Genomic DNA, 19,598 nt, shown 5'->3' with positions numbered 1-19,598 from the left:
AACGGAGACAGCCTCTTGCGCATCCTGCTGGCTGAAGACGACGCCCTGCTGGGCGATGGCCTGCGCGCCGGGCTGCGCCAGCTCGGCTTCCAGGTCGACTGGGTGCGTGACGGCCTGGCCGCCGAGCGCGAGTTGCGCGCCGAGTCCTACGCGGCGGCGGTGCTCGATCTGGGTCTGCCACTGCTCGACGGCCTGGACGTGCTGGCCCGCGTGCGCCGCGCCGGCCTGACCACGCCGGTGCTGGTGCTGACGGCGCGCGACGCGGTGCCCGACCGCATCCGCGGGCTGGACCTCGGGGCGGACGATTACGTCGTCAAGCCGGTCGACCTCTACGAACTGGGCGCGCGGCTGCGTGCGCTGGTGCGCCGCGCCCATGGCCAGGTGCAGGACTGCCTGCGCGCGCAGGGCGTGGCGCTCGACCCGGCCGCGCGCACGGTGCAGCTGGACGGCCAGGACGTGGCGCTGGCCCCGCGGGAGTTCGATCTGCTGCACGCGCTGCTGCTCAACGCCGGCCGGGTGCTGTCGCGCGAGCAGCTGGAACAGCAGCTCTACAGCTGGGGCACCGAGGTCGAGAGCAACGCCATCGAAGTCCACATCCACCACCTGCGCCGCAAGCTGCGCCCGCAGCTGATCCAGACCCTGCGCGGCGTGGGCTACACCGTGGCGCGCGACCCGGGCGCGTCATGACCGGCGGGCTGCGTGCGCCGCGCTCGCTGCAGGGCCGGCTGCTGCTGCTGCTGCTGGGCGGGCTGCTGCTGGTGTCGCTGGGCACGGCGCTGCTGGCCTGGCGCGAAGTGCGCCATGAGCTGGACGAACTGCTCGATGGCCATCTGGCGCAGGCGGCCGCGCTGCTGCTGGCCCAGCAGGCGCGCGGCGTCGACCACGAAGAGGACGATGATGAAATCGAACGCCTCGACGCCCCCAGCCTGCACCGCTACGCACCGCGCGTGATGTTCCAGGTCTGGCGCGACGGCCAGCTGACAGCCCGCTCCGCCAATGCCCCGGTCGAGCCGATGCTGACGCAGCAGCGCGGCTTCGCGACCCGTGACATCGACGGCACGCCCTGGCGCATCTTTGCCGCCCACGCCGCCCGGCGCGATGTGCAGGTCTACATGGGCGAGCAGATCGACTCGCGGGCCGCCATCGTCAAGGCCGTGCTCGGCAACGTGTTCGGGCCGATGGCGCTGGCGCTGGCCCTGCTGGCGCTGGGCGTCTGGGCGGCGGTGCGGCACAGCATGGCGCCGCTGCGCCGGCTGAGCGCCAAGCTGGCCGCGCGTGCGCCGCACGACCTGCAGCCGGTGCAACTGCCCGCTGCACCGGCCGAGATGGCGCCGCTGCTGGCCGCGCTCAACGGCCTGTTCGAGCGCATTGCCCGCCTGCTGGACACCGAGCGCCGCTTCACCGCCGATGCCGCGCACGAGCTGCGCACGCCGATCGCCGCGCTGCGCATGCAGGCGCAGGTGGCCCTGGGCGCGGGCGACGACGACGCCACCCGCCGCCACGCCTTGCAGGCCACGCTGCAGGGCTGCGACCGCGCGACCCGGCTGGTCGAGCAGCTGTTGATGTTGGCTCGGCTGGAGGCCGAAGGCGCACCAGCGGCGGCGTCCGCAGGTGCTGACGTCGACCTGGCCACCCTGACGCGCCGCGTGGTGGCCGATGCAGCCGGCGGCGCGCTGGCACAGCGTCAGGACCTGGAACTGGACGCCGACGCCCCCGTGCTGGTGCGTGTCAACGAAGCCCTGCTGGGCGTGCTGGTGCGCAACCTGGTCGACAACGCCGTGCGCTACAGCCCGCCGGGCGCGCAGATCCGCGTGGCGGTGCGCACGGAGGGCGATCAGGCGGTGCTCGACGTGCAGGACAGCGGCCCCGGCCTGAGCGACGCCGAAATCGCCCGGCTGGGCGAGCGCTTCTACCGCGTGCTGCGGGCCGACTCGGCCAGCGGCAGCGGCCTGGGCTGGTCGATCGTGCGGCGCATTGCGCAGGTGCAGGGCGCCCGCGTGGCGCTGGCGCGGTCCGCCGATCTGGGCGGGCTGGCGGTGCACGTCAGCTGGCCTCGGGCATCTGGATCGGCTGCGGCGTGAGCGGGGCCGGATACATCTGCCTGCCCATCCCGTCGCCGTCCGGGTCCTCGAACTCGGCGGCGATGGCGCGAAAGCGCTCGTGAATCTGTAGAAAGGCCTCCACCACATCGGGGTCGAAGTGCTCGCCGCTGCCGGCCTGGATCATCTGCACGGCCTGCTCGTGCGGGAAGGGCTGCTTGTAGATGCGGCGCTTGACCAGCGCGTCGTAGACGTCGGCCACCGCCATCAGCCGCGCCGAGATCGGAATGGCCGTGCCCGCCAGCGCCTGCGGGTAGCCGCTGCCGTCCCACTTTTCCTGGTGCGACAGGGCAATTTCCTTGGCCACCTGCAGAAAACCGACCTGCGTGCCCAGCGTCTGCTCGGCGTGCTCGAGCGCCTGCCAGCCCAGCGTGGTGTGGGTTTTCATGATCTCGAATTCCTCGGTCGTGAGCTTGCCGGGCTTGAGCAGGATGCGGTCCGGAATGCCGACCTTGCCGATGTCGTGCAGCGGCGCCGAGCGGTACAGCATCTCGATGGTGGCGTCGCTCAGGAAGTGCGAAAAGCGCGGGTGCGGCTGCAGCTGCCGTGCCAGTTCGCGCACGTAATTCTGGGTGCGGCGGATGTGCTGGCCGGTGTCGTTGTCGCGCGTCTCGGCCAGCGAGGCCAGCGCCATGATGGTCACTTCCTGGATCGCCATCACCTCGCGGGTGCGGCGCGCCACCTCCTGTTCCAGGAAGGCGTTCTGGTCGCGCAGGAAGTCGGTGCTGGTCTTGAGCGCGAGCTGGGTCTTGACGCGCGCCAGCAGGATGGCCGGGCTGATGGGCTTGGTGATGTAGTCCAGCGCGCCGAGTTCCAGGCCGCGCTGTTCGTCCTCGGCCTCGTTGCGGGAGGTCAGGAAGATCACCGGAATGTCGCGCGTGCGCGGGTCCTGCTTGAGCGCGACGCAGACGGCGTGGCCGTCCATGCCGGGCATCATGATGTCGAGCAGGATCAGGTCGGGCGGCGGCACGCTGGTGGCGAGCTTGAGCGCCCGCTCGCCGCTGGTCGTGACCCGCACACGGTAGTGCGGGCCGAGCAGCTCGCCCATCAGCGTCAGGTTGTCGGGCATGTCGTCCACCACCAGCACGGTGGTGTGCAAGGCGTAGTTGCCGTTGGGATGAATGCGCATCACGGCTCCTTGAGCGACAGCCCGCGCGCACGGGCGGCTTGCCGCAGTGTTTCGAGGGCGGCGTCATGGTCGAAATCGCGCACGCACGCGCTCATCTGATCGAACCGCGTGCCGTAGGCGGCGGTCAGCATCCTGGCGTGGCGCTGCAGCACGGCGGTGGCGCGGTAGTCGCCCTGGGCCAGCAGCAGGGCCAGTTCGGCATTGACCCGCATCAGCCTGGCCTGGGTGAAGGTGCTGCTGCTGCTGGCGGCGATCGGCACGGTGCCCGCAGGCGTGTCGACCGTCATGGCGCACAGCGCTTCCAGCAGCGGCTGCAGCATCAGCGTCAGATGCTGCTGGTGCAGGGCGATCTCTGCCTGGGTGGCTGGGGCGTCGAGGGCCTGTTCCAGCTGGGCCGCTGCATCGGCCACTCCGACGGCGCCGATGTTGCCCGCCACGCCACGCAGCGCATGCGCCACCTGTGCCGCCGCGCCGGTGTCGCCTGCCGCCAGCGCCGCGTCGATGCGCGCCAGGCTGTCGGCCTGACTGCGGGCGAACTGCGCCAGCAGGTTCAGGTAGAGCGCCTGCTTGCCCAGCACGCGACGCAGGCCCTGGCGGGTATCAAGGCCGGGAATGTCCTGGCTCAGCTCCAGCGTAACGGCTTCCGGCAGGGCCCGACCTGTGTCGGACGGTGCTTCCTCCGGCTCCTCCTGCAGGTTCGACCGGGGTGGAATCCACTGCAGCAGGGCGCGCCAGAGCGCGTCGGGCTCGATCGGCTTGGCCAGGTGGTCGTTCATGCCGGCCGCCAGGCACTGCTCGCGGTGCTCGGGCATGGCGTTGGCGGTCATGGCGATGATGGGCAGGTCGGCCCGGTCGGGGCGGCGGCGCAGTTCGCGCGTGGCGGTCAGGCCGTCCATCACCGGCATCTGCATGTCCATCAGCACCAGGTCGTAGGCGGTGCGCCCGGCCTGTTCCAGCGCCTGCACGCCGTTGTTGGCCACGTCCACGACGAAGCCGGCGTCGCGCAGCAACTCGGATGCCACCTGCTGGTTGATCTCGTTGTCCTCCACCAGCAGGATGTGCGCGCCGGCCAGGCTGGAGAGCCGGGCTTCGAGCACCGAGCGCTCGACCACCGTGCTGCGCACCTCCAGGGCCGCCAGCGCCGAGGTGCTGCGGGCGCCGGCGGCCAGGCCCGTCTGCGCATCGACGCCCTCCGGCGAGGCCTCGGCGCGGCGGATCGAGGCCTCGCGCAGCGTGTGGACCAGCGTGTCGTAGAGCAGCGAGGCGCTCACCGGCTTGATCAGGATCGCGTCCAGGCCGGCTTCCTGCGCGTTCTTGATGACGTCCTCGCGGCCATAGGCCGTCACCAGCAGCAGGTGCGGGCTGGGCGTGAGGCCCAGCGCGCGGATCTGGCGTGCCGTTTCCAGCCCGTCCAGGCCGGGCATCTGCCAGTCGAGGGCGATCACCTCGAACGGCTCGCCCGTGCTGGCCGCCCGGCGCACCGCCTCCACCGCGCTGGCGCCGGACTCGGCCGTGTCGACCCGGAAGGTCATGGTGGTGGCCAGGTCGGCCAGCACGGTGCGGGCGTTCTCGTTGTCGTCGACCACCAGCAGGCGGTGGCCGCGCAGGTCGGGGTCTGGCATCAGGGCGCGCGCCGGGCGGGTGCTCTTGTCGAACCAGGCCGTGAACCAGAAGGTCGAGCCGCTCCCCAGCACGCTCTGCAGTCCGACCTCGCCCTGCATCAGCCCGACCAGCTTCTTCGAGATGACCAGGCCCAGCCCGGAGCCGCCGTAGCGCCGGCTGGTCGAGCTGTCGGCCTGCGAGAAGCTCTGAAACAGCCGGCTGGCCTGCTCCTCGCTCAGGCCGATGCCGGTGTCGCGCACGGCGAAGTGCAGGCAGACGCGGCGTTCGTCTTCCGTCTGCTTGCGCACCACGATATTGATCTCGCCGCGCTCGGTGAACTTCACCGCGTTGTTGCTGTAGTTGATCAGGATCTGTCCCAGCCGCAGCGGGTCGCCCACCAGGTTGTCGGGGATGTCGTGGCCGACGTCGATGATCAGCTCCAGCCCCTTGTCGGCGGCCTTCTCGTGGATCAGGTTGGCGACGTTGTCGAGCACGGCGCTCAGTGCGAAGTCGGTGTGCTCGATGTCGAGCCGGCCGGCCTCGATGCGCGAGAAGTCGAGGATGTCGTTGATCAGCCCCAGCAGATGCTGGCTCGACTGCTGGATCTTCTGCAGGTAGCTGCGCTGGCGCGGCGTCAGCCCGGTCTTGAGCGCCAGGTGGCTCAGGCCGACGATGGCGTTCATGGGCGTGCGGATCTCGTGGCTCATGTTGGCCAGGAAGTCCGACTTCATGCGCGTGGCCTCCTCGGCCAGATCGCGGGCCTGGCGGATATCTTGGTCGCGCTGGCGTTTTTCGGTCGCGTCGCGCACCGCAGCGCAGACGCAGCGGCCGCGCAACTCGAACTCCGGCAGCAACGACAGGCCGACTTCGACCGGCACCTGCGTGCCGTCCTTGCACAGGCCGAACAGCGGCATGTCGAGCGTGCCCATCGCCCGCGACGTGCCCTCGGCGTGGTAGCTCGCCCGCAGTTTCGCGTGGCCGCGTTGCGCTGCGCCGGGCACCAACTGCTCGACGAGCTGGCCGATCAGCTCGCCGCGCTCGTAGCCGAACAGCGCGTCCAGCCGCACATTGGTCAGGATGATGTGGCCTTCGGCGTCGGCCACCAGCATGCCGTCGGGTGCCGATTCGATCAGCGCCGAATACCAGCGTTCCGTGGCCCGGGTCGACTCCTGCTGTGCCTTCAGCTCGATGGCCTGGGCCTGCAGCTGCTCGGACTGCTGCTGCGTCGCTTGCAGCAACTGGCGCGTGCGCATGTTGCGCATCAGGATGACCAGGCGCGGCGCTACCGTGTTGGAGAGCTCGTTGAGCAGCGTCCACTGCCGCGTGTCGGGCGCCACGTGCGTGGCCAGCGTCAGCACGGCCAGCACGCGCTCGCTGCTGTGCAGCGGCACGACGATCACCATGCCGGGATCACCGCGCCCCAGGCCGCTGGCGATCTGCAGCTGTCCGGCAGGCACGGCGGGCAGCAGCAGCGGCTTGCCGTCGAGCGCAGCCTGGCCGACCAGGCCCTGGCCGGGCTCGAAGCGGCTGAGCTCCGGCGTGAGCCGGTCCACGCCCCAGCCGCTGCAGAACACATAGGGCTGGCCGGCTTCTTCCTGCAGGTACACGGCGGCGGCGCCGCATGACAGCAGCGGCGCCAGCCGGGTCAGCAGGGCCTGGGAAAAATCGGTGGTGCCATCGCCGTGCTGCAGGGCATCGGCGATGTCGGCCAGGCTTGTCTTGACCCAGCGCTGCTGCTCGGTTTCGAGGCTGACGCGGCGATAGTCGTCCAGCGAGCGTGCCAGGTCGCCGATCTCGTTGGCCTCGTCGGTGTGATCGAAGCGCACATCGGCTTCGCCCGCCAGCATGCGGGCCGTGCTGCCCGTGAGCGTGATCAGCGGTGAGATCACCCGGCGCTGGAAGAACACCAGCACGGCGCCGAGCGACAGCGCCAGGCTCAGCACCAGCACCACCATGGCCTGCAGCGAGGCGGCGGCCGATCGCTCGCTCAAGTCCTTGACCTGCGCCAGCAGCCGGGTCTCGGTGCGGGCGCGCACCAGTTGCAACGGCTCCGTCACGGCGGCCTTGCCGCGACGGAACTCCTCGCCGAAGGCCAGCTCAAGGGCCTCGCTGTTGGCGCGGTTGTTCACTGCGACCAGGATGCGTCGCTCCAGCCGGACCAGTTCGTCGGACTTCTCCTTGGCCTGCATCACCAGCACCATTTCGTCGGCGGGCGTGTTCAGCGCCGACAGGAGTTGCACGGCCTGCTCGCGGGCGCGGCGCTGGGTCAGCTCGACCTGGAAGTCCTGTTCGTAGCGCGGGTCGGCCGTTGCTGCGTAGGCCTTGGTGGCATTGGTGAGGGCATCACTGCCTTCGGTCAGCAGGTCCATCGCCTTGAGCGACTGGTAGAGCGCGTCATGCGCCTGCTTGCGCTGATCCAGCAACTGACCTGCGTACCAGTGGGTGCCCACACTAATGCACGAGGCCACGAGGATGGCCACTGTGATGAGCTGGCTCGAATACTTGATGCGCATGGCGCTGGCGTCCTTGCGAACAACTCTAGCGCATTCGCATGACGCCGGGTGACACACCACTACACCGTGTAGTGGTGTCCGGCGTTGACGCCTGTCACCGGTCTCCGACGGACGGGCAACGGTTCTGGTTACTGCTGTGCTTCGCGCAGGAAGATTTCGACCCGGCGGTTGCGTGCCCGGCCATCGGCGCTGGCGTTGTCGGCGACCGGTTCGCGTTCGCCACGGCCTTCGACCTGCACGCGGCTGGAGGCCAGGCCCTGCGTGACCAGGTAGTCGCGCACGGCAGCAGCGCGGTCGACCGACAGCGGGTTGTTGACGGCGTCGCTGCCGGTGTTGTCGGTGTGACCGACGATGCGCACGCGCTGCGTAGCGTCCAGTCCCTGCGCGAACTTCACCAGCACCGGCTGCATCGCGGGCTTGACGCGCGACTGGCCCACGTCGAACGAGAAGTCGCTCGGCACGTTGACCTTGAGCTGGTTGTCCTCCGTGCGGCTCACGTCGATGCCCGTGCCTTGCGTGGCCTGCTCCATCGCACGGCGCTTGTCTTCCATGCGCTTGGACCACAGGTTGCCGGCGACCGCGCCCAGCGCGCCACCGATGACCGCGCCCTTGCCGGCCTTGCCGCCCGTGACCGAGCTCAGGATCGCGCCACCTGCAGCACCGATGGCCGCGCCCTTGGCCGTGCCCTGCTCGCGTTCACCCATGTTGGCGCAGGCGCCCAGCAGCAGGCTGGCGCTCAGGCCCAGGGCCAGCCAGGCCGTCGGGCGACGCTGCGGCAGGGTCGCCGCCGCAGGGGTCGAGGTCAGGGAAAGGGACGGGAACGGGAACAGTTGGGTCATCAAAGTACTCCAGGGGAAACCGGTCGCGATTGTGCGCGGCCTGCGGGCTAACCCTGTGAGTCTGTGTCAAAGATGTCGGCGCCGGTATCTGCGACCGGCGCCTGGCCTTGCGGCCCGTCAATCCGGGTTCAGGGCTGGTTGAGCGGGATCGCGATGTCCATCACCGGCAGTTGCGGGTGGAATGCGCCGGCCTTGATCGCACGGCCGGTGGGCAGGTTGATGCGGTACAGCGCGCTGGCGCCATCGGCGGTGGTGAGTGCGGCCAGGGCGCGCACGTCCACGGTCACGCCGTGGCGCACCGTGCTGTAGATGTCCATGCCGGCGACGCCCGTGGCGTCGATGCCCAGCTTGCCGGTGGCCGCCAGTCCGCCGCTGTTGGGCGGCACCTGCAGCACGACCTGGTCGAGCGTGGTGTCGATGTCGTAGAGCGTGGTGGCCGTGTTGGCGTCCAGGTCGTTGTTGGTGTAGCCCGCGCCCGTGATGCCGGCCACGGTCGTGCCGGGCGTGTAGTTCAGCGTGCCGTCCATCAGCGTCACGCCGCCGGCGTTGACGTTGTGGCGCAGGTTCTGGCCGTTGTTGCTGATGATGCGCAGACGGTCGGCGGCGGGGTTGAAGTCCACCCCGAAGGCCGTGCCACTGAGGGCCACGCTCAGGCGGTTGACCAGCGTGGCCGAGGCCGTGCCGGTGTCGAGCGTGTAGACGCCGCCCGCATTGCCCACGCCGTAGAGCTTGCCATCCTGCACGCGGAAGTCGATGCCCACCAGCGCGGTGTCGGTCATCAGGCCGCTGACGAAGCCGATCTGGCGCGGCCGGTCGGCGCGCTTCTCGCTGAAGCAGAGCAGGCGCTGGTCGGCGGTGAGGCCGACCACGTTCAGCGTGCGCTCATCGTCGTCACGGTCGTGGTGGCTCGAATAGCTGGAGTTGCTGGAATGGCTGGCCGCAGCCATGGACAGCGGGCCGCTTTCGCAGTTCGGACGATGGGCGTCGCGGGCCGAGGCGACGCTCGCCAGGCTCAACAGCGCGGCGGCCGCGCACAGGGACAAGGACAGTTTCGATGCGGTACGTTGCGACATGCTCACTCCTGAAGATGATCTTGGGTTGAACGCGCGCGGCGGTCTCGACGCGCGTTAACTTTCAGTTACGCAGGAGTTGCCCGACTGGATGCGGAAAACATGGGCCGATCGCCATTTTTTCAGTCCATCAGGGCATCAGCTGATCTGCGGCGGCAGGCCCACCGCCGCCATCCACGCCGGCACCGCTGCCGGTGGCAGGGCGTGGCTGTAGAACCAGCCCTGCACGTCGTCGCAGCCCATGCCGAGCAGCAGGTCGCGCTGCGCGGCGGTCTCGACGCCTTCTGCGGTGAGCGCCAGCCCCAGCGTGCGCGCCAGGCCGATGATGGCCTGCGTGATGGCGGTGTCGTTGAGGTCGCCCGGCAGGTCGCAGACGAACGAGCGGTCGATCTTGACCCGGTCGATCGGCAGGTGCTTGAGCAGCGCCAGCGACGAGAAACCGGTGCCGAAATCATCGATCGCGATCTGCACGCCCAGCGCCTTGAGCCGCTCCAGGATGGGCTGGCTGTGCTCGGGCGTCTGCAGCACGCTTTCGGTGATCTCCAGCTCCAGCTGGCTGGCGGGCAGGCCACTGTCGTGCAGCGCCTGGGCCACGGCGGCCTCGAAGCCCTCGTCGGCAAACTGCCGCACCGACACGTTGACCGAAATGCGCCACGCCGGCAGCCCCTGCGCGCGCCACTGGCTGGCCTGCCGGCAGGCGGTGTTGAGCACCCAGCGGCCCAGGGCGTGGATCAGGCCGCAGTCCTCGGCCACCGGAATGAACTGCACCGGCGAGATCGGCCCCAGCTCGGGGTGATCCCAGCGCAGCAGCGCCTCCAGGCCCACCGGCATGCCCAGGCTCAGGTCGAGCACCGGTTGCCAGTGCAGCGCCAGCGTGTCGGTCTCCAGCGCGCGGCGCAGGCCCTGCTCGATCTGCAGGCGCTCGCGGGCGCGGCTGGCCATGGCCTCGGAGTAGAAGCTGAAGTGATTGCGCCCCCGGCTCTTGGCGGCGTACATGGCCGAGTCGGCCGCCATGATCAGGTCGGTGGTGCTGTCGGCGTTGTCCGGGTAGAGCGCGATGCCGATGCTGGCCGACACGCTCACCGCCTCGTCGCCCAACCGCACCGGCTGGGCGATGCGGTCCAGCAGCTTGCGCGCCAGCGTGGCGCAGTCCTCCGGGTGGTTGACCTCGGGGGCGATCACCATGAACTCGTCGCCGCCCAGCCGCACGGCCAGGTCGCTGCCGCGGATCTCGGCCGCCAGGCGCGAGGCGATCACCTGCAGCAGCTGGTCGCCGGCGGCGTGGCCGAGCGTGTCGTTGATGGTCTTGAAGCCGTCCAGATCGGCAAAGAACAGCGCCATGGGCTTGTGATTGCGCCGGGCGCGGGCGCGCTCGACGTTCAGCCGTTCTTCCAGCAGGTAGCGGTTGCCCAGGCCGGTGAGGGCGTCGTGGTAGGCCATGTGGCGCACCTGCGCCTCGGCGGCGCGGATGGCGCTCAGGTCGGTGAAGGCCAGCACGTGGTGCGTCAGGTGCTCGGCCTCGTCGCGCACGGCGCAGATGTGCTGCCAGGCGGGAAACACCTCGCCGTTCTTGCGCCGGCACGAGACCTCGCCGTGCCAGTTCCGCATCGGCTCGACCGGCGCGGTGCTGCTGTGCGCATGCACGTCCAGCAGCGCGGTGGGGTCCTGGCCCAGCACCTCGTCCATGTTGTAGCCGCTGAGGTTGCAGAAGGCGGCATTGGCGGCGACGACGCGGTGCGTCTCGTCCAGGATCAGGATGCCTTCGGCGGTGGTCTGGAACACCGTGCTGGCCTGGCGCAGGCGCGCTTCTACGTTGCGGCGCTCGGTCACGTCCTGCACCACGCCGATGACGCGTGAGCCGGCGTGGCCCTCATGCCCGAAGCGCCGCGCGTGCAGTTCCAGCCAGACGCGCCGGCCGTCGGGCGCCCGCGTGGCCACCACCCGGCTGAGCGCGCTGCCGTGGGCCAGCAACTCGGCGGCAGCGGGCCGGTCCGCCGCTTCGATGCGCTCCAGAAAGGCGGCACGCGCCTCGACAAAGGTGCGCGGCAGCCCGCCCAGCAGGGCTTCGGTGCGGGCGTCGACGTGGAAGCTCTGGTCGGCCTCGGACCATTCCCACACGCCCAGCTCGGCGGCGTCGAGCGCCAGGCTCAGGCGCTGGCGCGAGATTTCGGTGTCGCGCTCGGCCTCGCAGCGCGCCAGCGCCACGGCCATGGTGGCCTGCAGCTCGCGCAGCTCGAAGGGCTTGAGCAGGTAGCCGTAGGGCACGGCCTGGATGGCCTCGGTCAGGGTGTCGTCGCTGGCGAAGGCGGTCAGGAAGATCACCGGGGTGCGCTGGGCTTCGCGGATCTGGCGGGCGGCTTCGGTGCCGCGCATTGCGCCTTCGAGGTGAATGTCCATCAGCACCAGGTCGGGCCGGTGCTGGGCGGCCAGCCGGATGGCGTCGGCGCCGTTGGCGGCCAGCGCCACGACCCGGTGGCCGAGGCTCTCCAGGCTCATGCGCAGGTCGAGGGCGACCACGCGCTCGTCTTCGACCACCAGGATGCTCAGCGCCTTCATGCCGCCACCTGCGCCGTGAAGTCGAGCTGGAAGCTGGCGCCGCCGCCGGGTTCGAGCCGCCGGGTGACCTGCATCTGCGCGCCCAGCTGCTCGGCCAGCAGCGGTACGAGCTGCAGGCCCAGGCTCGGGCTGCGGCCGTCGAGCGCCACCGCCTCGGGCAGGCCGACGCCGTTGTCGCGCACGGTCAGCCGGGCCTGGCCGGCCGCGCCGTCCAGCACTGCCAGCTGCACCTCGACCACGCCGCGCCGGCCGTCCGGAAAGGCGTGCTTGATCGCGTTGGTGACCAGCTCGTTGATCAGCAGGCCGCAGGGCACGGCGCGCTGCAGGTCCAGCCCGATGGCCTGGGTGGCGGGTTGCGCCCGCAGTTCGACCGGTGATTGCGATGGCAGCAGGCTCTCTCGCAGCAGCCGGATCAGGCGGCCGATGTAGAGCGCCAGGTCGATCTGCGCGTAGTCCCGGCCCTCGTAGAGCAGCTGGTGGATCAGTGCCATGGCCTTGACCCGGCCCTGCGCGGCGGCCAGCGCCTGTTTCACTTCTTCGGGCGCCGTGCGCCATTGCAGGCTCAGCAGGCTGGAGACCACCTGCAGGTTGTTCTTGACGCGGTGGTGCACCTCGTTGAGCAGGCCGGTCTTCTCGCGCAGCGCGCCCTCGAGCTGCGCCTTGGCCGCCTCGCGCTGCGAGCAGTCGGTCAGCGCCACCAGCACCTGGCGGCCGTGTTCGGAGGGCACCCGCGTCAGCGCCGCCTCCACCGGCACCACCACGCCATCGTGGCGCTTGAGCGCCAGCACGCGCTCGATGCTGGGCCGGCTCTCGGACTGATCCCAGTAGCCACGCACCTTGTCGGTGTGGCCGTGCAGGTGCTGGTCGGGCACCAGCGTCTCGACGCGCTGGCCGATCAGCGCGTCGCGCGGGTAGCCGCTCAGGCGCTCCATCTGGGCGTTGATGGCGATGATGAAGCCGGCCTCGTCGACCACGGTCAGGCCGCTGGGCACGGTCTCGAACAGCTCGCGAAAGCGCCGCTCGCTGCGCAGCAGGCCTTGTTCGGTGTGCCGCCGCGTGGTGATGTCGTTGCCGGATGGAATCAGGTGCGTCAGGCGGCCGTCGGCGTCGAACATCGGCGCGATCATGTAGTCGATTTCCATCAGCACGCCGCCCGCCATCTGCACCGTGGCGTCGAAGCGCACCGTTTCGCCTGCCGCCGCGCGCTGCACGCTGTCGCGGCAGCGGGCCTGCATGGCTTCATCGTGCGTCCACCACCAGCAATCCCAGAGCTTGCGGCCATGCACATCGGCCCAATCGATGCCGGCGGCCTGCAGCGGGGCGCGGTTGGTTTCGAGCAGCGTGCCGTCGGGCAGCAGCACGCCCACGAAGACAAACAGGCTGTCGAGCACGCGCCGCACGTGGGCCAGGTCGTCGGTCAGCACGCGCTCGCGGGCGACTTGCTCGGTGACTTCCTGCGACACCAGCATCACGGCGGTCAGCTCGCCGGCGTCGTCATGCAGCGGGCTGAAATCGGCCTGCCAGACGCGCAACTCGTCGGGCGTGTGATGCAGGAAGCCGCTGAGCGGCTGTTGGCGCAGCGGGGCGTTGTCGCGCCAGACCTGTTCGATGCAGCGCAGGATGGGGGCGGCCAGGTGCAGCGACGCCGTGCCGATGCGCTGGCCGATCAGCTGCGCGGCCGGCACGCGCACCATCTCGCTGTAGCAGCGGTTGACGCGTTGATAGTGGCCCTGGCGGTCAAAGACCGCTACCGGCGTCGACAGTGCATCCAGCACCTGATCAAGCAACATGCCATTCACTCCCTGACGTTTTTATTGAGTTTTCTTTATTCTTGTATTTCGAGGCGCATATTGCCACGCTGGGTAGGCGCTGCCGTGGCGGCGACAATTCCGCGTTGCCTGATCCCTCGAAAGTCCGCCCGTGAATCCCTCCCCGATCTTCCTGCCCTGCGCCGCCGGCGTCGAAACCCTGCTCGCCGACGAGGTGCGCGCGGTGCTCAACGCGGCCAGCGCGCCGCGTGCGGCCGAGTCGGTGGAATCACGCCGCGGCGGTGTCAGCCTGATCGCCGGCATGGCCAGCGCCATGCGCCTCAATCTGGAGAGCCGCCTGGCCCAGCGCGTGCTGTGGCAGGTCGCCGCCGGCACCTACCGCGATGAACTTGACCTGTATGACATGGCCTGCACCGTGCCGTGGACCGAATGGATCACGCCAAGCCAGACGCTGCGGGTCGACTGCAGCGCGCAGCATTCGCCGCTGCACAGCCTGCACTTCGCGGCGCTGCGCATCAAGGACGCGGTCTGCGACGTCATGCGCGAGGCCACCGGCGAGCGCCCGAGCGTCGACCCGCGCCACCCCGACCTCAGCCTGGTGCTGCACCTGACCGAGGAGCACGCCACGCTCAGCATCGACCTGTCCGGCGAGGCGCTCTTCAAGCGCGGCTGGCGCGAACTGCAGGGCGAGGCGCCGCTGAAGGAAACGCTCGCCTCGGCCATGCTCGCGGTGGCCGGCTGGCAAGGCCGGCCCGAGGACGGCGCGCTGCTCGACCCCTGCTGCGGCGCCGGCACGATTGCCATCGAGGCCGCGCAGATCGCCTGCGGCATCGCCCCCGGCCTGCAGCGCCGCTTTGCCTTCGAGGGCCTGGCGCCGTTCCGCCGCGAGGCCGCCGCCTGGCAGCAGATGAAGGCCGAGGCGCGCGCCCGCGTCCATGCGCCGGCGGTGCCGATCTACGCCGGCGACGTGTCCTTCCGCATGACCGACTTCGCCAGCCGCAATGCCGAGCGCGCCGGCGTGGCCCACGCCATCGAGTTCAAGACCGTCGACGCCCTGCAGCGCGTGGCCCCGGCCGAGCGCGGCGTGATGATCGTCAACCCGCCCTACGGCGAGCGCATCGACGCCAAGGGCACCGGCGCACCCACCTTCCAGGCCACGCGCGAGAGCTTCGAGGGCGGCGGCACGCCGGGCGCCTTCTTCTCGGCCCTGGCCGCGCACTGGAAGCGCGCCTACACCGGCTGGACCGCCTGGGTGCTGACGCCCGACCCCAAGCTGCCCCAGGCCATGCGCCTGAAGGAAAGCCGCCGCGCGCCGATGTGGAACGGCCCGATCGAATGCCGCCTGCTGCGCTTCGACCTGGTCGCCGGCTCCATGAGAAAAGACGCGCCCCAGCCCGCAGCCGACTGAGGCGCTGACCGGCGCCTTCCCTGCCGCATCGTTCACGCTTTGCCAGGGTCGGACGCGGCTGACATGAAACGGGCGCGTGCGATCATGCCGCTCGTTTTTCACACCGCGCCCACGCCTTGTCTACCTCGTCCCGACGCTCTGTTCTTGGTGGCCTGATCGGCGCCCTCATCGTCCTGACCCTGCTGGCGGGCGGGTTGCTGGGGCTGGCGTTCCAGCTCGACCAGCACCCGCGCACCTGGATCGAGCTGGCGCGCTACCTGCCTTACCCGCTGTGGCTGGCGCCGACGCTGATCGTGTGGCTGCTGTCGTGGCTGCTGGGCTGGCGCTGGCGCCTGCTGGCCAGCGTGGCGCCGCTGCTGGTGCTCACGCTGGCGATGGGCGGTGTCTGGGGCACGCCCGACAGCGGCTCGGGCGCGTTCCGCTTCATGACCTACAACGTCAAGTCCTACAAGGCCAAGTCCGTACCGGACGGCTACGAGCGGCTGGCCTGGGAAATCGCCACCCACGACCCCGACGTGCTGGTGATGCAGGACGCCCAGAGCCTGACCCTGCCGAACGTGCCCCTGCCGCCGCCGCTGCTGGCCGCGCTCAAGGGCCGGCGCATCACGCGCTTCGATCAATACGTCATCGCCAGCCGCTTGCCGATGCGCGACTGCAGCCCGCACACATTGCCGGACCGTGCCGATGCGCTGATCTACATGCGTTGCACGATCACGGTCAAGGGCCGCGACATTGACCTGGTGACCGTGCACTTCCTCTCGCCGCGCGATGGCCTCAACGCCACGCGCCACGAGCGCCTGGCCGGCGTGTCCGAGTGGCAGCAGAACCTGGCGACCCGGCTGGCGCAGTCCAGCGCGCTGGCCGAAGCCCTGGCGGCCAACCCGGCCAAGGCGCCGCGCCTGCCGCGCCCGGTCATCGTCGCGGGCGACCTGAATGCGCCCGAGAGTTCGCCCGTCGTCGGCCGCCTGCTGGCCACCGGCCTGCGCGATGCGTTCGTCAGCGCCGGTCGCGGCTGGGGCTACACCCACGGCCATTCGCTGCGGCCGGGCCTGAGCTTTCTGCGCATCGACCACATCCTGGTCAGCCCGGAACTGGGCGTACGCGAGGCTTTCGTGGGCAGCAAGGACGCCTCCGAGCACCGCCCGGTGATTGCCGACCTGCTCGTGCAGCGCGACTGAGCGGCTTGCAGGACGGGTTGCAGTCGAGGCCCGGGCGCCGACAATCGCGGCTGCCTCCATTTTCTGCTCCGCCCACCGTGAAACTCTCCCAACTGCTGTTCTCCCAGGGCTTCGGCCCGCGTCGCGAATGCGAAGGCCTTGTGCTGGCCGGCGAAGTCACCCTCGACGGCCAGGTCATCGACGATCCCTTCCACGAGGTCGACCCGGTCGGCGGACAGAACTTCACCGTCAGCGGCCAGCGCTGGGCCTATCACGCCAAGGCGCTGCTGGTGCTCAACAAGCCGGCCGGCTACGAGTGCTCGAAGAAGCCCAAGCACCACCCCAGCGTCTACGCGCTGCTGCCCGCGCCGCTCAAGCGCCGCGACGTGCAAAGCATCGGCCGCCTCGATGAAGACACCACCGGCCTGCTGCTGTTCACCGACGACGGCGCGCTGATTCACCGCTGGACCTCGCCCAAGCACCACGTGCCCAAGATCTACGAAGTGGGCTGCAAGCACCCGGTGGACGCCTCCCACATCGAACGCCTGATGGCCGGCGTGGTGCTGATGGACGACCCGACGCCGGTGCGCGCCGTGGCGGCCGAGCTCACCGGCGAGTTGGAGCACCCTGTCCACGGCACGCTGCACGGCCTGCGCCTGACGCTGTCCGAAGGCAAGTACCACCAGGTCAAGCGCATGCTCGCGGCGGTGAGCAACCGGGTCGAATCGCTGCACCGCAGCGGCTTTGGCGCCTACACGCTGCCGGCGGATCTGCCCATCGGCCAGTGGCGCTGGCTCAGCGGGCCGGACGTGGTCGTGCCGCGCTGAGCGTCTCTCCTCCTCAACGTCCGGGTCAGCGGCCGTAATTGGCCGTGAAGGTCGCCTCGCCGATCTTGTTGAAGTGGATCATGAAGCCCAGCAGCGCCGGCGTGGCCGTGGGCGGCAGCTCCAGCTTGTCGGTCTTGAGCGCGTAGACCGTGAAGATGTAGCGGTGCGGCTTGTCGCCCTGCGGCGGGCACGGGCCGCCATAGCCCGGCGCGCCGAAGTCGGTGCTGACCTGCTGGGTGCCGGCGGGCAGCTTGGCGCCATCGGCGGTGCCGGCGCCTTCGGCCAGGCCGGTCGCGCTGGCCGGAATGTTGTACGCCGCCCAGTGCCACCAGCCCGAGCCGGTGGGCGCGTCCGGGTCGTAGACCGTCAGCGCAAAGCTCTTGGCGTCGGCGGGTGCGCCCTTCCAGCTGAGCGCCGGCGAGACATTGCCGCCGCTGCAGCCGAAGCCCGCGAACACATGCGTGTTGCTGATGGTGCTGCCCGCGACCACCGTCGTGCTGCCGAGGCTGAACTGGGCCTGCGCGGCGCCCGTGACGGCCAGCAGGGCCAGGGCTGAAATCAATCGCTTCTTCATGTTCGCTCTCCTGTGTGTGTGAGGTTCGCCATGCTGCCTGCGCGGCGCGGGGCAGTCATCAGCATCGGCCCCAGGCATGGGCGACCGTGGCGACAATGCAACCCCCGACGCTGCACGCCAACCCGATCATGACGACGCCCACCGCTCCCGACGCTGACCTTGACGCCACTCCCGCACGCCACCCCGGTGAAGCCCGCCGCCGCCAGGTCATGGGCGACGCTTTCGTCGACCGCGCCCTGGCCAATGCCGATGCCTTCAGCCAGCCGCTGCAGGACTACGTCAGCCAGCACGCCTGGGGCTCGACCTGGCTGCGCGACGGACTGGCGCTCAAGCAGCGCAGCCTCTGCACCGTCGCCATGCTGGCCGCCCTCGGCCGCAGCCAGGAACTGAAGGGCCACCTGCGCGGTGCCCTCAACAACGGCGCCACGCTGGCCGAGATCCGCGAAGTGCTGCTGCACGTCGGCCCCTACGCTGGCGCGCCGGCCGCGATCGAAGCCTTCCGCGCCGCCAAGGAGTGGCTGGCCGAGAGCGGGCTGCGCTTTGAGGAAGACGGCGCCTGACACCGGCGCCCTTGCCGGGGCGTCAGCGCGCCAGCGCCGCCATGCCTTGCGCGATCTGGCCGATGTCGCGCAGCGCCTGACGCCGGCTGTCGTCCCAGCGACCGCCCACGCCCAGGCGGATGCAGTGGCGGAAGCGGTCGGTGGCGCTGAACATCGTGCCGGGGGCGATGCAGATGTGTCGCGCCAGGCAGGCGCGGTACAGCGCCATCGAGTCCAGCCCGCCCGGCAGCTCGACCCACAGGATGAAACCGCCGGCCGGGGCGGTGACGCGGCTGCCCTTGGGAAAGTGCTCCGCGATCAGCCCGCGCGCCTCGTCCATGCGCACCGCCAGGGTGGCGCGCAACTGGCGGTAGGCGGATTCATGGCCGGGCTGGGTCAGCAGATCCGCCATGGCCAGCTCGATCAATTCGGTCTGGCTGCCGGAATGCACCGCCTTGAGCCGGCGCAGCTGCGTGGACCAGCGCCCGCCCTCGACCCAGCCCAGCCGCAGGCCCGGCGCGACGGTCTTGGAGAACGAGCCGCAGATCATCACGTGGCCGGTGGTGTCGAAGGCCTTGACGGCGCGGCGCTTGTCGTCCTGCTCGGCCAGGTCGTTGTAGAGCACGTCCTCGATCAGCGGAATGCCGCGCTCGCCCACCATCTGCGCCAGGCGCCTGCGCTCGGCCAGCGGCATGCACGAGCCCAGCGGGTTGCTCAGCGTCGGCACCGCGACCACGGCCTTGACGGGCTGGGTGTCGAAGGCCAGTTGCAGCGCGTCCAGCGACAGGCCGGTGCGCGGATGCGTCGGGATTTCCAGCGCCCGCAGGTTCATGCTCTCCAGCAGTTCCAGAAAGCCGAAGTAGGTGGGCGACTCCAGCGCCACCACATCGCCCGGCCGGGTCACGGCGCGCAGGCACAGGCTGATCGATTCCAGGCAGCCGTTGGTGACCAGGATCTCCTGCGCATCGAGCTGGCAGCCCATGTGCAGCGCGTGGCGCGCAATCGCCCGGCGCAGCGTGTCGTTGCCGGGACCGAGCGGGTAGGTGCACAGCGAGGTGCGGTGGCGCTGCGCCGCCCGGCTGACCGCGCGCCGCACCCGCTCCTGCGCGAACAGCTCGCCGCTGGGGCAGGCCGCGCCGAAGGAGATGTAGGCCGGGTCCATCGCCATCTGCATGACCTGCGCGCCCAGCGAGCTGACGTCCACGGCCAGCGACGCCGCAGGCGGCACCGACGGCTCCGGCTCCGGCAGCCGCACCGGCCGGGCTGCGACGAAGTAGCCCGAGCGCGGCCGCGCCTCGATCAGCCGTGCGTCCTCCAGCGTCCGGTAGGCCTGCACGGCGGTCGACGGTGACACGCCCTGCTGCCGCGCCAGATCGCGCACCGACGGAATGCGCTCGCCCCGGCTGAGCGTGCCGGCGCGGATCGACTGCGCCAGGCGCTCGGCAATCTGCAGGTAGAGCGTGTCTGACGCGATGGCGCGGGCGGCAAGTGTGTTCATGCACTGATTCTGTACGGG

At 70.2% G+C, this 19,598-nt stretch carries 14 protein-coding genes; 6 read left to right on the top strand and 8 right to left on the bottom strand.

Annotated features, from left to right (window positions below; translation table 11 throughout):
- Window positions 1–15: 15 nt before the first annotated feature.
- On the top strand, window positions 16–687 hold the full coding sequence (locus AC5IG3_RS09395; RefSeq protein WP_491906033.1) for a winged helix-turn-helix domain-containing protein: 672 nt from the start codon (window positions 16–18) through the stop codon (window positions 685–687).
- Window positions 684–2,081, top strand: a complete 1,398-nt coding sequence (locus tag AC5IG3_RS09390; RefSeq protein WP_491906032.1) for an ATP-binding protein — start codon at window positions 684–686, stop codon at window positions 2,079–2,081. Before AC5IG3_RS09395 ends, AC5IG3_RS09390 begins: the two co-directional genes overlap by 4 nt.
- Here AC5IG3_RS09390 and AC5IG3_RS09385 read toward each other — a convergent pair.
- From AC5IG3_RS09385 to AC5IG3_RS09360, 6 genes are all read right to left on the bottom strand, one after another.
- Entirely contained in the window at window positions 2,044–3,228 is a 1,185-nt protein-coding gene (locus tag AC5IG3_RS09385; RefSeq protein ID WP_491906031.1) for a response regulator, read from the bottom strand. The two genes, AC5IG3_RS09390 and AC5IG3_RS09385, sit on opposite strands and share 38 nt — an antisense overlap.
- Complete coding sequence (locus AC5IG3_RS09380; RefSeq protein WP_491906030.1) at window positions 3,228–7,343, bottom strand: hybrid sensor histidine kinase/response regulator; 4,116 nt, start codon at window positions 7,341–7,343, stop codon at window positions 3,228–3,230. The genes AC5IG3_RS09385 and AC5IG3_RS09380 overlap by 1 nt, the downstream gene beginning before the upstream one ends.
- 128 nt (window positions 7,344–7,471) lie before the next feature.
- Window positions 7,472–8,182 (bottom strand): YiaD family glycine zipper/OmpA-like lipoprotein, encoded by a 711-nt coding sequence (locus AC5IG3_RS09375; RefSeq protein ID WP_491906029.1) that lies wholly within the window; start codon window positions 8,180–8,182, stop codon window positions 7,472–7,474.
- Between the two features lie 128 nt (window positions 8,183–8,310).
- A complete protein-coding gene (locus AC5IG3_RS09370; RefSeq protein WP_491906028.1) occupies window positions 8,311–9,255 on the bottom strand; it encodes a DUF4394 domain-containing protein in 945 nt (314 codons plus the stop codon).
- A gap of 135 nt (window positions 9,256–9,390) precedes the next feature.
- Window positions 9,391–11,808: a two-component system response regulator gene (locus AC5IG3_RS09365; RefSeq protein ID WP_491906027.1), complete on the bottom strand. Its 2,418-nt coding sequence runs from the start codon at window positions 11,806–11,808 to the stop codon at window positions 9,391–9,393.
- Window positions 11,805–13,598: a PAS domain-containing protein gene (locus AC5IG3_RS09360; RefSeq protein WP_491906026.1), complete on the bottom strand. Its 1,794-nt coding sequence runs from the start codon at window positions 13,596–13,598 to the stop codon at window positions 11,805–11,807. The genes AC5IG3_RS09365 and AC5IG3_RS09360 overlap by 4 nt, the downstream gene beginning before the upstream one ends.
- A gap of 130 nt (window positions 13,599–13,728) precedes the next feature.
- On the opposite strand from AC5IG3_RS09360, the gene AC5IG3_RS09355 reads away from it, so the two are divergent.
- The 3 genes from AC5IG3_RS09355 (at window position 13,729) to AC5IG3_RS09345 (ending at window position 16,969) form a co-directional block, all read left to right on the top strand.
- Entirely contained in the window at window positions 13,729–14,985 is a 1,257-nt protein-coding gene (locus AC5IG3_RS09355) for a THUMP domain-containing class I SAM-dependent RNA methyltransferase (RefSeq protein WP_491906025.1), read from the top strand.
- A gap of 116 nt (window positions 14,986–15,101) precedes the next feature.
- Complete coding sequence (locus tag AC5IG3_RS09350) at window positions 15,102–16,163, top strand: endonuclease/exonuclease/phosphatase family protein (protein WP_491906024.1); 1,062 nt, start codon at window positions 15,102–15,104, stop codon at window positions 16,161–16,163.
- A 77-nt stretch (window positions 16,164–16,240) separates the two neighbouring features.
- The gene (locus tag AC5IG3_RS09345; RefSeq protein WP_491906023.1) at window positions 16,241–16,969 is read left to right on the top strand and encodes a pseudouridine synthase; all 729 of its coding nucleotides are present in this window, start codon (window positions 16,241–16,243) and stop codon (window positions 16,967–16,969) included.
- A gap of 25 nt (window positions 16,970–16,994) precedes the next feature.
- On the opposite strand, the gene AC5IG3_RS09340 is transcribed toward AC5IG3_RS09345, so the two are convergent.
- Window positions 16,995–17,543 (bottom strand): YbhB/YbcL family Raf kinase inhibitor-like protein, encoded by a 549-nt coding sequence (locus tag AC5IG3_RS09340; RefSeq protein WP_491906022.1) that lies wholly within the window; start codon window positions 17,541–17,543, stop codon window positions 16,995–16,997.
- Between the two features lie 128 nt (window positions 17,544–17,671).
- Here AC5IG3_RS09340 and AC5IG3_RS09335 point away from each other — a divergent pair, with 128 nt between their 5' ends.
- A complete protein-coding gene (locus AC5IG3_RS09335; protein ID WP_491906771.1) occupies window positions 17,672–18,103 on the top strand; it encodes a carboxymuconolactone decarboxylase family protein in 432 nt (143 codons plus the stop codon).
- 22 nt (window positions 18,104–18,125) lie between these two features.
- On the opposite strand, the gene AC5IG3_RS09330 is transcribed toward AC5IG3_RS09335, so the two are convergent.
- Window positions 18,126–19,580 (bottom strand): aminotransferase-like domain-containing protein, encoded by a 1,455-nt coding sequence (locus tag AC5IG3_RS09330; RefSeq protein ID WP_491906021.1) that lies wholly within the window; start codon window positions 19,578–19,580, stop codon window positions 18,126–18,128.
- Window positions 19,581–19,598: the final 18 nt, after the last annotated feature.

The organism is Leptothrix sp. (in: b-proteobacteria), from assembly GCF_965250675.1.
GTDB lineage: Bacteria > Pseudomonadota > Gammaproteobacteria > Burkholderiales > Burkholderiaceae_C > Sphaerotilus.
This window is presented reverse-complemented; position numbering and strand designations above follow the sequence as displayed.

Excerpts from the sequence above, each read along its gene's own strand:
- AC5IG3_RS09390 (WP_491906032.1), top strand. The coding sequence starts at position 684 with ATGACCGGCGGGCTGCGTGCGCCGCGCTCGCTGCAGGGCCGGCTGCTG.
- AC5IG3_RS09385 (WP_491906031.1), bottom strand. The coding sequence starts at position 3,228 with ATGCGCATTCATCCCAACGGCAACTACGCCTTGCACACCACCGTGCTG.
- AC5IG3_RS09380 (WP_491906030.1), bottom strand. The coding sequence starts at position 7,343 with ATGCGCATCAAGTATTCGAGCCAGCTCATCACAGTGGCCATCCTCGTG.
- AC5IG3_RS09375 (WP_491906029.1), bottom strand. The coding sequence starts at position 8,182 with ATGACCCAACTGTTCCCGTTCCCGTCCCTTTCCCTGACCTCGACCCCT.
- AC5IG3_RS09370 (WP_491906028.1), bottom strand. The coding sequence starts at position 9,255 with ATGTCGCAACGTACCGCATCGAAACTGTCCTTGTCCCTGTGCGCGGCC.
- AC5IG3_RS09365 (WP_491906027.1), bottom strand. The coding sequence starts at position 11,808 with ATGAAGGCGCTGAGCATCCTGGTGGTCGAAGACGAGCGCGTGGTCGCC.
- AC5IG3_RS09360 (WP_491906026.1), bottom strand. The coding sequence starts at position 13,598 with ATGTTGCTTGATCAGGTGCTGGATGCACTGTCGACGCCGGTAGCGGTC.
- AC5IG3_RS09340 (WP_491906022.1), bottom strand. The coding sequence starts at position 17,543 with ATGAAGAAGCGATTGATTTCAGCCCTGGCCCTGCTGGCCGTCACGGGC.
- AC5IG3_RS09335 (WP_491906771.1), top strand. The coding sequence starts at position 17,672 with ATGACGACGCCCACCGCTCCCGACGCTGACCTTGACGCCACTCCCGCA.
- AC5IG3_RS09330 (WP_491906021.1), bottom strand. The coding sequence starts at position 19,580 with ATGAACACACTTGCCGCCCGCGCCATCGCGTCAGACACGCTCTACCTG.